This is a genomic window from Streptococcus sp. 2342 (genome assembly GCF_013276795.1).
Classification (GTDB): domain Bacteria; phylum Bacillota; class Bacilli; order Lactobacillales; family Streptococcaceae; genus Streptococcus.
The window spans coordinates 1-13672 of record NZ_VMLR01000002.1 but is presented as its reverse complement, the minus strand read 5'-3'; the positions used below and the strand labels follow the sequence as shown (position 1 = coordinate 13672).

Here is a 13672-nt window from a genome sequence, read left to right as displayed (position 1 = left end):
TTGCTCTCCTATCTTACAAATTTTCCCAGTCAAAGTCTTCAGCATCTTTGCGAAGTAATTCTTGTGCATTGCGCAATTTTTCTGTGATTTTTACAAAGATACGGAAGTCGTCAAAAGTGGCATCCAATTTTTTAATAACATCAAGATCCACTAGGTCTCCACTTGGGTTAAAGGCTTGAAGAGAATGTGAAAGCAAGAATTCATCTGGAAGGACACTTGCTTTAATTTCTGGAGCATTTAAGATTTGGCGAAGTTGTAATTGAGCACGTGATGAACCAAGTGTACCGTAAGAAGCACCAGTTATCATGATTGGTTTGTTCAAGAGTGGGTAAATACCATATGACAACCAAGCAAGAGCGCTCATCAAAACAGCTGGGATAGAGTGGTCGTACTCAGGTGTACCGATAATAACGCCATCTGCTTCTTCAATTTTAGCAGCAATTTCCAATATTTCAGCAGGTACTTGCTTGTCAGCTGGCTTGTTAAAGACAGGGATATCCTTGATTTCAACAAGTTCAATTTCAGCTTTGTCAGCAAAGTGTTTTTGCATGTATTGAAGCAATTGACGGTTTGTAGAACGTTTTGAATTTGTTCCAACAATAGCAATAAGTTTTAACATGAGATTTCCTTTCTCTTTTTACATAATACAATTTTAAAACTCCATTGAAACAGTTGTCTCTATAGAGTAGGAATTCCTGAAGAACAGCTTAGGTGGCCCTCTTTATCGATGAGGATGGCTTCGATGCCCTCCAAACTTTCGACTTGCCAAAGGATAGAAGCAGGTCTTTCTCCAAAGAGTCGAGTTGTCCAGATTTCACCATCAACTGACTTATCAGAGATAATTGTGAGACTAGCGAGTTCTGTTTCAACAGGATATCCTGTCTGACTGTCAAAAATATGATGGTAATCTTTTCCATCGACTGTCAGGTGACGTTCATAAATGCCTGAAGTCACGACAGATTGATTGACAACAGGAATGGTCATTAAGTGATTTCCCCTCGGATTGTCTGGGTCTTGAATCCCGATTTGCCAAGGCTGATTTCCTCTTGCCTGATTTTTTCCAATAGTCAGGATATTCCCTCCCAGATTGATTAAGGCAGATGTCACTCCCTCTTCTCTCAGAAATTGGGCAACCTTATCCGCACTATAACCCTTGGCTAAACAACCAAGATCGATTTTCATTCCTTTCTGTTTTAAAAACACAGTGGAAGTAGAAGAATCTAACTCGATATAGTAAGGATTGATTAAAGGTAGCACCGATTCAATTTCTTGAGGTTGGGCGACCTTGACATCTGAAAAACCGATGCGCCAGGTTTGAATCAAGGGACCAATGCTGATGTTGAGATGGCTAGAGGGTGCTAGGCTATGCTCTAACCCAAGTGAAATCAGTTCAAACAGGTCTGGATGAACCGTGACAGGAGCTATTCCTGCTTGATAATTGATTTCCATCAACTCAGATTTCTGACTATTGGCATTGAAGCGGTATTCTAGCTCTCTGAGTAAATCAAAGGATTTTTGGAGCAAGCTATCGGCTCGCTCATCTACTAATGAAATAGTGATAGTAGTCCCCATTAGCCGTTCGGAATGTGAACTTAGAGGCAAGCTACCAACTCCTTTCTCTTATAGAAAATAAGTTGTAATATCAAGTAATTATCTAAATTGAAGCCCTTACATTTTATTTTCATGTTATTAGAATACCATAAAGTTAGATTTTCTACAAATGAAATTTGGAAAAAGTCAAGAAATATGCTCACAAAAATTCATTAGTCTTGAAATCAGGATAAATGGGGAATTATTTTTGATAAAAAATGCTGAAATAATAGGAAACCACTTGTAAACGCTAACAGTAAATGTTATACTAGTAGAGTAAATTTAAAATTGAAGGCAGGAAATTTTTTATGAGTAAAATCGTTGTAGTTGGTGCTAACCACGCTGGTACAGCATGTATTAATACTATGTTGGATAATTTTGGAAATGAGAACGAAATTGTTGTATTTGACCAAAACTCTAACATCTCTTTCCTAGGATGTGGAATGGCTCTTTGGATTGGTGAACAAATTGACGGTGCTGAAGGCTTGTTCTATTCTGATAAAGAAAAATTGGAAGCTAAAGGTGCTAAAGTCTACATGAACTCACCTGTTCTTTCAATCGACTATGATAACAAAGTAGTTACAGCAGAAGTTGAAGGAAAAGAGCACAAAGAATCATACGAAAAATTGATTTTCGCTACAGGTTCTACACCAATCTTGCCACCAATCGAAGGTGTTGAAATTGTTAAAGGAAACCGCGAATTTAAAGCAACACTTGAAAATGTTCAATTTGTTAAGTTGTACCAAAACGCAGAAGAAGTCATCGAAAAACTTGCTGACAAGAGCAAGCACCTAGAGCGCATCGCTGTTGTTGGTGGTGGTTATATCGGTGTTGAACTTGCTGAAGCCTTCGAGCGTCTTGGAAAAGAAGTTGTCCTTGTTGATATCGTAGATACTGTCTTGAACGGTTACTATGACAAGGACTTCACACAAATGATGGCTAAGAACTTGGAAGACCACAATATCCGCTTGGCACTTGGTCAAACTGTTAAAGCAATCGAGGGTGACGGTAAAGTTGAACGCTTGATTACTGACAAAGAAAGCTTTGACGTGGATATGGTTGTTCTTGCAGTTGGTTTCCGTCCAAATACAGCCCTTGCTGACGGTAAGATTGAACTCTTCCGTAACGGTGCCTTCCTTGTAGATAAGAAACAAGAAACTTCAATTCCAGGTGTATTTGCAGTTGGTGACTGTGCAACTGTTTATGACAACGCTCGTAAAGACACTAGCTACATTGCCCTTGCTTCAAATGCTGTTCGTACTGGTATCGTTGGTGCCTACAATGCTTGTGGACATGAATTGGAAGGAATCGGTGTGCAAGGTTCAAACGGTATCTCAATCTACGGTCTTCACATGGTTTCAACTGGTTTGACTCTTGAAAAAGCTAAAGCAGCAGGTTACAATGCAACTGAAACAGGCTTTAACGATCTTCAAAAACCAGAATTCATGAAACATGATAACCATGAAGTAGCAATCAAGATTGTCTTTGACAAAGATAGCCGTGAAATTCTTGGTGCCCAAATGGTTTCACGCGATTCTGCAATCAGCATGGGAATCCACATGTTCTCTCTTGCGATTCAAGAGCATGTAACAATTGATAAATTGGCATTGACAGACCTATTCTTCTTGCCACACTTCAACAAACCATACAACTACATCACAATGGCTGCCCTTACAGCTGAAAAATAAAATTTGATGAACTATCTGGCCTTAAGTTAAGGTCAGATAGTTTTTTTAGTCGATGTGTACCCATACAATTATGATTTTTTTATCTTGTACTTCATTTTAATCTAACTTAAAATGAAATGGTAGCTACCAATACAAATGATGAGGATAAAGAAATGACTGAAAATCGTTATGAATTAAATAAAAACTTGGCACAGATGCTCAAGGGCGGTGTAATCATGGACGTTCAGAACCCTGAACAAGCCCGTATTGCAGAGGCTGCTGGTGCGGCAGCTGTTATGGCTTTGGAGCGGATTCCAGCTGATATTCGTGCAGCTGGTGGTGTTTCCCGTATGAGTGATCCAAAGATGATTAAGGAAATCCAAGAAGCGGTTAGTATTCCAGTGATGGCCAAGGTCAGAATCGGGCATTTTGTTGAGGCTCAGATTTTAGAGGCTATTGAGATTGACTATATCGATGAGAGTGAAGTTTTATCTCCAGCAGACGACCGTTTCCATGTGGACAAAAAAGAATTCCAAGTTCCTTTTGTCTGTGGAGCTAAGGACTTGGGTGAAGCCTTGCGTCGTATCGCTGAAGGAGCCTCTATGATTCGTACCAAAGGAGAACCGGGTACAGGAGACATCGTTCAAGCTGTTCGCCATATGCGTATGATGAATCAGGAAATTCGCCGCATTCAAAATCTACGTGAGGACGAACTTTATGTTGCTGCCAAGGAATTGCAAGTCCCTGTAGAATTGGTTCAATATGTCCATGAGCATGGAAAATTGCCAGTTGTAAACTTTGCGGCTGGAGGCGTTGCAACGCCAGCAGATGCGGCATTAATGATGCAATTAGGGGCAGAGGGTGTCTTTGTCGGCTCAGGTATTTTCAAGTCAGGAGATCCTGTTAAACGAGCGAGTGCCATTGTCAAAGCGGTAACTAACTTCCGTAATCCTCAAATTCTAGCTCAAATCTCTGAAGATCTAGGGGAAGCCATGGTTGGTATCAATGAAAATGAGATCCAAATCCTCATGGCTGAGCGAGGGAAATAGATGAAAATTGGAATATTGGCCTTGCAAGGGGCCTTTGCAGAACATGCAAAAGTGTTGGATCAATTAGGTGTCGAGAGTGTTGAAATCAGAAATTTAGAGGATTTTCAGCAACATCAGAGTGACTTGTCAGGTTTGATTTTACCTGGAGGAGAGTCTACAACCATGGGCAAACTCTTACGCGACCAGGACATGCTGATTCCCATTCGAGAAGCCATTCTATCTGGCTTACCAGCCTTTGGAACCTGTGCAGGCTTGATATTGCTGGCTAAGGAAATTACTTCTCAGGAAGAAAGTCATCTTGGAACTATGGATATGGTGGTCGAGCGCAATGCCTATGGGCGCCAACTAGGAAGTTTCTACACGGAAGCAGAATGTAAGGGAGTCGGTCAGATTCCAATGACCTTTATCCGTGGTCCAATTATCAGCAGTGTTGGAGAGGGTGTAGAAATTCTAGCAACAGTTGAAGATCAAATCGTTGCAGCCCAAGAAAAAAATATGTTGGTAACTTCTTTTCATCCAGAATTGACTGATGATGTTCGCTTGCACCAGTACTTTATCAATATGTGTGACAAAAAGATAGTGGAATAAAAAGTGATAAATCAAGTTTTGATTCGCTTTTTCCAAAGAATCATTTTTTAAGTCATCTGACAGTATTCTGTGATTTTAGATTTATTTACGATAAATTAGAAAAGAATGATTGTTTTGACTTAGGGCATAAAGCTTATATGCTGAATATAGTGTTCAAGTATCTTTTATTGGGAGCACTTTAGAGGATGGAGTTAAAATACTATTCTATACTCCTTAATACTCTTCGACAATCTCTTCAAACCACGTCAGCTTTATCCGCAACCTCAAAGCGGTGCTTTGAGCAACCTGCGGTTAGCTTCCTAGTTAGCTCTTTGATTTTCATTGAATATATAGTGGTTTGAAATAAGATGTGTGCAACTTGATTAGGGAAATCAAATTAATTTCTAGAAATGTTTTAGTATCCACGATGTACTATTCTAGTTTCATTTTACTATAAAAATGATGTATGGGATTGGTCAAAAAGAACACTTTGAAAATAGCAAAAAACGAGTATCTCTACAGATGGAGATACTCGTTCTATTATGTATAAAGCTATGAGTCTGTCGTCCTACGTAAGGTGCGCGTCGAAGGTTATACCTAAAAAACTCCAAACGCGATACAATAAAGGGGATTAAGCCAGTACATTTTACAACGTTTTTTATTTTATTCTTTGGTATTCTTTTGCAAAAAAAGAATACAACATTTTGTTGTATCCTAAATATTAAATCAAGTCCTGAATTTTCTTAAGTTTTTATCATATTTTCTGTTATAATTAAGGTGCCTTAAGAAAAATAATGAAAAAACTAAATGTTTTTCATATAGTTTTCATTGTTTTAATAGTTTAAAGTCAATCTTATTTTTCTCTAATAGAAAATAATGAAAAAGTAGGTTTAGAAAGAGGTAAGTATCTATGTCTTCTCATAAAAAAGTGTCACTCTCTGAGATTAATCAATCTATCGATACTCCAAATAACAATCATTTCTGGCAAAATTTAAATGCCTTTTTAGGTCCGGGTGCTCTTGTCGCAGTTGGTTATATGGATCCAGGAAACTGGATTACCAGTGTAGTCGGTGGTGCTTCCTATAAGTATAGTCTCTTGTTTGTTATCTTGATTTCATCTCTCATTGCCATGCAACTTCAGCAGATGGCAGGAAAGCTTGGTATTGTAACCCAGATGGACCTGGCTCAAGCAACGGCTCATCATTCACCTAAATGGCTTCGTTATAGTCTATGGGTGATTTTAGAATTAGCCTTGATGGCGACAGATCTGGCAGAAGTTCTAGGTTCAGCGATTGCTCTCAATCTTCTCTTTAAGATTCCGATTATGATAGCAATTCTCTTGACCGTGTTGGATGTTTTTCTCTTATTGCTTCTGATGAAATTTGGCTTTAAGAAGATTGAAGCTATTGTGACAACACTGATTTTAACAATTCTAGCAATTTTTACCTATCTGGTAGCTTTGTCACATCCAAGCTTCCAAGGAATCGTTGAGGGTTATCTACCGAATGCAACCTTATTTGAAAGTCCCTTGCCAGGGCATGAAAGTCAATTAACCTTGGCACTAGGGATCGTGGGAGCAACGGTTATGCCCCATAACCTCTATTTGCATTCTTCCTTGTCACAAACTCGGAAAATCAATCACAAGGACAAGAATGATGTTCGAAAAGCCGTGCGCTTTATGACCTGGGATTCAAATCTCCAATTATCCTTGGCCTTTGTGGTTAACTCCCTTCTATTAATTCTCGGGGCGGCTCTCTTTTTCGGCCATGCATCTGAGATTTCTGCCTTCTCTCAAATGTATAATGCCTTGCAGGATTCTACTATTGCAGGAGCTATAGCTAGCTCGACCTTATCAACCTTGTTTGCCTTGGCTTTATTAGCCAGTGGTCAAAATTCGACAATTACGGGTACCTTGACTGGACAAATCGTTATGGAAGGTTTCTTGCATATGAGATTACCTCAATGGTTCATTCGTTTGGCAACTCGTCTCTTTGCCTTGTTGCCTGTCATGATTGTAGCGGTTCTGTTTGGTCATCAGGAAAAAACATTAGATCAGTTATTGGTTTATTCACAGGTCTTTCTTTCAATCGCTCTTCCATTTTCAATCTTCCCACTGATTTATCTAACTTCTAAGAAATCACTGATGGGAGAATTTACCAATGCCAAATGGAATACCATCCTTGGTTATATTGTTTCCATTATCTTAACAATTCTCAATGTGAAATTGTTATTTGATATTTTCTAAGAAATTCACCCGAGTTATAAAACAAGCATATAAGAAAAAAGATACCCAAGATTTCTTGGGTATCTTTTTTAAAATAAACGGAAGACATGGGATTCGAACCCACGCACGCTGTTACACGCCTACCGCGTTTCCAACACGGCCTCTTAAGCCTCTTGAGTAATCTTCCAATACTTACTCAAATAGTCTACCATAAAGGCTCTTATCTTGCAATAAAAATTCTGAAAATAAGAAAAATGATAGAATTTGAAAGAAAATGATAAAAAATGCTTGACTTTAAAAGAAAGTGTGATAGAATGAATAGTGTAAACGATAACAGGAGGTGATTCGGTGTTAAAAACAGAGCGGAAACAACTGATTTTAGAGGAGTTAAATCAACATCATGTAGTTTCTCTAGAAAAATTAGTTAGTTTGCTAGAGACCTCAGAATCAACGGTTCGAAGAGACTTGGATGAATTGGAAGCTGAAAACAAGCTTCGTCGTGTGCATGGTGGAGCAGAATTGCCCCATTCCTTGCAGGAAGAAGAAACCATTCAAGAAAAATCTGTCAAAAACCTTCAAGAAAAGAAGTTGCTGGCTCAGAAAGCTGCTTCTCTCATCAAGGAACAAGATGTCATCTTTATCGATGCTGGAACAACAACAGCCTTTTTGATTCATGAATTGGTCAATAAGAATATTACTGTTGTGACAAATTCGATTCACCATGCAGCTCAGTTGGTTGAAAAGCAGATTCCGACTGTCATGGTTGGAGGAAGCGTCAAGACGGCGACAGATGCTAGCATCGGGGGCGTTGCTCTTAACCAGATTAACCAATTGCACTTTGACCGTGCCTTTATCGGGATGAATGGTGTGGACGATGGCTATTATACGACTCCTGATATGGAGGAGGGGGCTGTGAAGCGTGCTATTTTAGAGAATGCCAAACAAACGTACGTCTTGGTGGATTCGTCTAAAATTGGACAAACTTGCTTTGCTAAGGTAGCACCACTCAAACGCGCTATTGTTATCACAAGTCAAGGGCATGAGCTCTTGCAGGTTATTAAGGAGAAAACGGAGGTAATAGAAGTATGATTTATACAGTCACACTCAATCCATCCATTGACTATATTGTCCGTCTGGACCAAGTCCAAGTCGGTAGTGTCAATCGTATGGACAGTGATGATAAGTTTGCTGGTGGGAAAGGAATCAATGTAAGTCGTGTCTTGAAGCGCTTAGATATTCCAAATACAGCGACTGGATTTATCGGAGGCTTTACTGGTGAATTTATCACAGATACTCTGGCAGAGGAAGAAATCGAGACGCGTTTTGTCCAAGTGGCAGAAGATACTCGTATCAATGTTAAAATAAAAGCAGACCAAGAGACAGAAATCAACGGAACGGGTCCAAATGTGGAACCAGCCCAGTTAGAAGAGTTGAAAGCTATCTTATCTAGTTTGACTACAGAAGATACAGTTGTCTTTGCTGGTTCAAGTGCTAAAAATCTAGGCAATGTCATCTACAAGGATTTGATTGCCTTGACGCGCAAGACTGGTGCGCAAGTAGTCTGTGACTTTGAAGGACAGACCTTGATTGATAGTTTGGACTATCAGCCACTTTTGGTCAAACCAAACAATCATGAACTGGGAGCTATTTTTGGGGTTAAACTCGAAAGTTTAGATGAAATCGAGAACTATGCTCGTGAGTTACTGGCTAAAGGTGCTCAAAACGTTATTATCTCAATGGCTGGGGACGGTGCACTTCTTGTCACATCTGAAGGAGCTTACTTTGCTAAACCAATCAAGGGAACAGTGAAAAATTCAGTTGGGGCTGGTGATTCTATGGTCGCTGGATTTACAGGTGAATTTGTCAAATCTAAAGATGCAGTAGAAGCCTTCAAATGGGGAGTGGCTTGCGGAACGGCAACCACCTTCTCAGATGACTTGGCAACAGCAGAATTTATTAAAGAAACATATGAAAAAGTTGAGGTAGAAAAACGATGAAAATTCAAGACCTATTGAGAAAAGATGTTATGTTGCTGGATTTGCAGGCAACTGAAAAAACAGCTGTCATCGAAGAGATGATTAAAAGCTTGACAGACCACGGTTATGTGACAGATTTTGAAACTTTTAAAGAAGGAATTTTGGCGCGTGAAGCTCTGACTTCTACAGGTTTGGGTGACGGAATCGCTATGCCTCATAGCAAAAACGCTGCTGTCAAAGAAGCGACAGTTCTCTTTGCCAAGTCAAACAAGGGTGTTGACTACGAGAGCTTGGATGGACAAGCAACCGACCTCTTCTTTATGATTGCAGCTCCAGAAGGTGCCAATGATACTCACTTGGCTGCCTTGGCAGAATTGTCTCAATACTTGATGAAAGACGGCTTTGCTGATAAACTTCGTCAAGTAACATCAGCTGACCAAGTCATTGAACTTTTTGACCAAGCTTCAGAAAAAACTGAAGAGCCTGTTCAAGTACCTGCTAATGAAACTGGTGACTTTATCGTAGCTGTTACAGCTTGTACGACAGGTATTGCCCACACTTACATGGCCCAAGAAGCCCTTCAAAAAGTGGCCTGCTGAAATGGGTGTTGGAATTAAGGTCGAAACCAACGGTGCTAGCGGTGTTGGAAATCAACTAACTGCAGAAGATATCCGTAAGGCTAAAGCTGTTATCATCGCAGCAGACAAGGCCGTTGAAATGGATCGTTTCGATGGCAAACCATTGATCAATCGTCCGGTTGCTGACGGTATACGTAAGACAGAAGAGTTGATTAACTTGGCTCTTTCAGGAGATGCTGAAGTCTACCGTGCCGCTAATGGTGCAAAAGCTGCAACAGCCTCTAACGAAAAACAAAGCCTTGGTGGTGCCTTCTACAAACACTTGATGAGTGGTGTCTCTCAAATGTTGCCATTCGTTATCGGTGGTGGTATCATGATTGCCCTTGCCTTCTTGATTGATGGTGCTTTGGGTGTTCCGAATGAAAACCTTGGTAGTCTTGGTTCCTACCATGAACTAGCTTCTATGTTCATGAAAATTGGTGGAGCTGCCTTTGGTTTGATGCTTCCAGTCTTTGCAGGTTATGTTGCCTACTCTATTGCTGAAAAACCAGGTTTGGTAGCAGGTTTCGTGGCTGGTGCTATTGCTAAAGAAGGTTTTGCCTTTGGTAAAATTCCTTATGCTGCAGGTGGTGAAGCAACTTCAACTCTTGCAGGTGTCTCATCTGGTTTCCTAGGTGCCCTTGTTGGTGGATTTATCGCAGGTGCTTTAGTTCTTGCTATCAAGAAATACGTTAAAGTTCCTCGTTCACTTGAAGGTGCTAAATCAATCCTTCTCTTGCCACTTCTTGGAACAATCTTGACTGGATTTGTCATGCTAGCTGTTAACATCCCAATGGCAGCAATCAACACAGCTATGAATGATTTCCTTGGCGGTCTTGGAGGCGGTTCAGCTGTCCTTCTCGGTATCGTTCTTGGAGGAATGATGGCTGTCGATATGGGTGGACCAGTCAATAAAGCAGCTTATGTCTTTGGTACAGGTACGCTTGCAGCAACTGTTTCTTCAGGTGGTTCTGTGGCTATGGCAGCAGTTATGGCTGGAGGAATGGTGCCACCACTTGCAATCTTTGTCGCAACTCTTCTTTTCAAAGATAAATTTACTAAGGAAGAACGCAACTCTGGTTTGACAAATATCATCATGGGCTTGTCATTTATCACTGAGGGAGCGATTCCATTTGGAGCTGCTGACCCAGCTCGTGCGATCCCAAGCTTCATTCTTGGTTCAGCAGTAGCAGGTGGCCTCGTTGGTCTTACTGGTATCAAACTCATGGCGCCACACGGAGGAATCTTCGTTATCGCCCTTACTTCAAATGCTCTTCTTTACCTCGTTTCTGTCTTGGTAGGAGCAATCGTAAGTGGTGTGGTCTATGGTTACCTACGCAAACCCCAAGCATAAAACTTAAATAGAAAATGAAAAGATTGGACCGTTTGGTGCAGTCTTTTTCTCTTTCCGAAATGCCTGTGAAATATGGTATAATAGAAGAATGGCAAACAAGAATACAAGTAAAACAAGACGGAGACCGTCTAAAGCAGAACTCGAAAGAAAAGAAGCGATTCAACGGATGTTGATTTCGTTGGGAATCGCCCTTTTATTGATTTTCGCAGCTTTTAAATTAGGAGCTGCAGGTATCACTCTTTACAATTTAATTCGCTTGTTGGTGGGTAGTCTAGCTTATCTGGCAATATTTGCCCTATTGATCTATCTCTTCTTTTTCAAGTGGATACGAAAACAGGAAGGACTCTTATCTGGCTTTTTCACCATATTTGCAGGTTTGCTCCTGATTTTTGAGGCCTACTTGGTTTGGAAATATGGTTTGGACAAGTCCGTTCTAAAAGGGACCATGGCTCAGGTTGTGACGGATTTAACTGGTTTTCGAACGACCAGTTTTGCTGGAGGTGGCTTGATTGGTGTTGGCCTTTATGTGCCAATCGCCTTTCTCTTCTCAAATATTGGTACTTATTTTATTGGTTCTATCTTGATTTTAGTGGGTGCTCTCCTAGTCAGTCCTTGGTCTGTTTATGATATTGCTGAATTTTTCAGTAGAGGCTTTGCCAAATGGAGGGAAGGACATGAGCTTCGAAAAGAGGAACGCTTTGTCAAACAAGAAGAAAAAGCTCGCCAAAAGGTTGAGGAAGAGGCTAGATTAGAACAAGAAGAAGCTGAAAAAGCCTTACTCGATTTGCCTCCTATTGATATGGAAACGGGTGAAATTCTGACAGAAGATGTTGTGCTTGACGTTCCTCCTGTTCCAGAAGAAGAGTGGGTGGAACCAGAAATCATCCTGCCTCAAGCTGAACTTGAATTCGCTGAACAGGAAGATGGCTCTGATGACGAAGACGTACAGGTCGATTTTTCAGCCAAAGAAGCCCTCGAATACAAACTTCCAAGCTTACAACTCTTTGCCCCAGATAAACCCAAAGACCAGTCTAAAGAGAAGAAAATCGTTCGTGAAAACATCAAAATCCTAGAAGAAACCTTTGCTAGCTTTGGTATCAAGGTAACAGTTGAACGGGCTGAAATTGGGCCATCAGTGACCAAGTATGAAGTTAAGCCAGCAGTGGGTGTACGGGTTAACCGCATTTCCAATCTAGCAGATGACTTAGCGCTTGCTCTAGCGGCCAAGGATGTTCGGATTGAGGCTCCAATACCTGGTAAATCCTTAGTCGGGATTGAGGTTCCTAACTCTGAGATTGCGACTGTATCCTTCCGCGAACTATGGGAACAATCTCAAACGAAAGCAGAAAATCTCTTGGAAATTCCTTTAGGAAAGGCGGTTAATGGCACTGCAAGAGCTTTTGACCTTTCCAAAATGCCCCACTTGCTCGTCGCGGGTTCAACGGGATCAGGGAAGTCAGTAGCAGTTAACGGAATTATCGCCAGCATTCTCATGAAGGCGAGACCTGACCAAGTTAAATTTATGATGGTCGATCCCAAGATGGTTGAGTTATCTGTTTACAATGATATTCCCCACCTCTTGATTCCAGTAGTGACCAATCCCCGTAAAGCCAGCAAGGCCCTGCAAAAGGTTGTGGATGAAATGGAAAATCGTTATGAACTCTTTGCCAAGGTAGGAGTCCGTAATATTGCAGGCTTTAATGCCAAGGTAGAAGAGTTTAATACTCAATCTGAGTATAAGCAGATTCCGCTACCGCTCATTGTTGTGATTGTAGATGAGTTGGCTGACCTCATGATGGTGGCCAGCAAGGAAGTGGAAGACGCTATCATTCGTCTTGGACAGAAGGCGCGTGCTGCAGGTATCCACATGATTCTTGCAACCCAGCGTCCATCCGTTGATGTCATCTCTGGTCTGATCAAGGCCAATGTCCCTTCTCGTGTCGCTTTCGCGGTTTCATCAGGGACAGACTCCCGTACGATTTTGGATGAAAATGGAGCGGAAAAACTGCTTGGTCGAGGTGACATGCTCTTTAAACCGATTGATGAAAATCATCCAGTTCGTCTGCAAGGCTCCTTTATCTCGGATGATGATGTTGAACGCATCGTAAACTTCATCAAGGCTCAGGCGGATGCGGATTACGATGAGAGTTTTGATCCAGGTGAAGTTTCTGAAAATGATGGAGAATTTTCAGATGGAGATGCTGGTGGTGATCCGCTTTTTGAAGAAGCCAAAGCTCTAGTCATTGAAACCCAGAAAGCCAGCGCATCCATGATTCAGCGTCGTTTGTCAGTTGGATTTAACCGTGCGACCCGGCTTATGGAAGAACTTGAAATGGCAGGAGTCATTGGTCCAGCTGAAGGCACCAAGCCAAGAAAAGTTTTACAACAATAAATTTCTCTCTCTTATACGGAAATGTGAACCTGACGTGATTTGAAGAGATTTTTGAAGCGGTTTATCTATGATGTATAATTAATTGAATCTAAAATAGTACGAAACGACTTTTAAAGCATGAAATTGATTTGAATTCCCTAATAAATTTGTTCACATTTTATTCAAACACTATATCAAGCTGAAACAGGTTTAGAATTTCTTTTAGATATATGCAGACTCCCCCTGTAGTTTCTAGT

9 protein-coding genes, 1 tRNA gene and 1 pseudogene are annotated in these 13672 nt (G+C 40.8%); 8 read left to right on the top strand and 3 right to left on the bottom strand.

Annotation, left to right across the window (positions count from 1 at the left end):
• Window positions 1–13: 13 nt before the first annotated feature.
• Both HT689_RS01185 and HT689_RS01180 read right to left on the bottom strand, forming a co-directional pair.
• Complete coding sequence (locus tag HT689_RS01185) at window positions 14–619, bottom strand: NADPH-dependent FMN reductase (RefSeq protein ID WP_000915940.1); 606 nt, start codon at window positions 617–619, stop codon at window positions 14–16.
• A 59-nt stretch (window positions 620–678) separates the two neighbouring features.
• On the bottom strand, window positions 679–1602 hold the full coding sequence (locus tag HT689_RS01180; protein WP_173251736.1) for an FAD:protein FMN transferase: 924 nt from the start codon (window positions 1600–1602) through the stop codon (window positions 679–681).
• Window positions 1603–1898: 296 nt separating this feature from the next.
• On the opposite strand from HT689_RS01180, the gene HT689_RS01175 reads away from it, so the two are divergent.
• The 4 genes from HT689_RS01175 to HT689_RS01160 all read left to right on the top strand — a co-directional run bounded on the left by HT689_RS01175 (window position 1899) and on the right by HT689_RS01160 (window position 7118).
• Window positions 1899–3278, top strand: a complete 1380-nt coding sequence (locus tag HT689_RS01175) for an FAD-dependent oxidoreductase (protein WP_173251734.1) — start codon at window positions 1899–1901, stop codon at window positions 3276–3278.
• Window positions 3279–3430: 152 nt separating this feature from the next.
• Window positions 3431–4306, top strand: coding sequence for a pyridoxal 5'-phosphate synthase lyase subunit PdxS (gene pdxS, locus HT689_RS01170; RefSeq protein ID WP_000138526.1), 876 nt, complete (start codon window positions 3431–3433; stop codon window positions 4304–4306).
• Window positions 4307–4894 (top strand): pyridoxal 5'-phosphate synthase glutaminase subunit PdxT, encoded by a 588-nt coding sequence (pdxT, locus tag HT689_RS01165; protein WP_173227005.1) that lies wholly within the window; start codon window positions 4307–4309, stop codon window positions 4892–4894.
• A gap of 889 nt (window positions 4895–5783) precedes the next feature.
• Complete coding sequence (locus tag HT689_RS01160) at window positions 5784–7118, top strand: Nramp family divalent metal transporter (RefSeq protein WP_000094601.1); 1335 nt, start codon at window positions 5784–5786, stop codon at window positions 7116–7118.
• A 78-nt stretch (window positions 7119–7196) separates the two neighbouring features.
• On the opposite strand, the gene HT689_RS01155 is transcribed toward HT689_RS01160, so the two are convergent.
• Window positions 7197–7284 (bottom strand) — tRNA-Ser (locus tag HT689_RS01155).
• 161 nt (window positions 7285–7445) lie between these two features.
• Here HT689_RS01155 and HT689_RS01150 point away from each other — a divergent pair.
• From HT689_RS01150 to HT689_RS01135, 4 genes and pseudogenes are all read left to right on the top strand, one after another.
• Window positions 7446–8186, top strand: coding sequence for a DeoR/GlpR family DNA-binding transcription regulator (locus HT689_RS01150; protein WP_112443551.1), 741 nt, complete (start codon window positions 7446–7448; stop codon window positions 8184–8186).
• On the top strand, window positions 8183–9094 hold the full coding sequence (pfkB, locus tag HT689_RS01145) for a 1-phosphofructokinase (protein WP_112443552.1): 912 nt from the start codon (window positions 8183–8185) through the stop codon (window positions 9092–9094). Before HT689_RS01150 ends, pfkB begins: the two co-directional genes overlap by 4 nt.
• Window positions 9091–11044 (top strand): annotated as a pseudogene (locus HT689_RS01140) (fructose-specific PTS transporter subunit EIIC). Before pfkB ends, HT689_RS01140 begins: the two are co-directional and overlap by 4 nt.
• Before the next feature lie 88 nt (window positions 11045–11132).
• A complete protein-coding gene (locus HT689_RS01135; RefSeq protein ID WP_345889730.1) occupies window positions 11133–13436 on the top strand; it encodes a DNA translocase FtsK in 2304 nt (767 codons plus the stop codon).
• The last annotated feature ends 236 nt before the right edge of the window (window positions 13437–13672 follow it).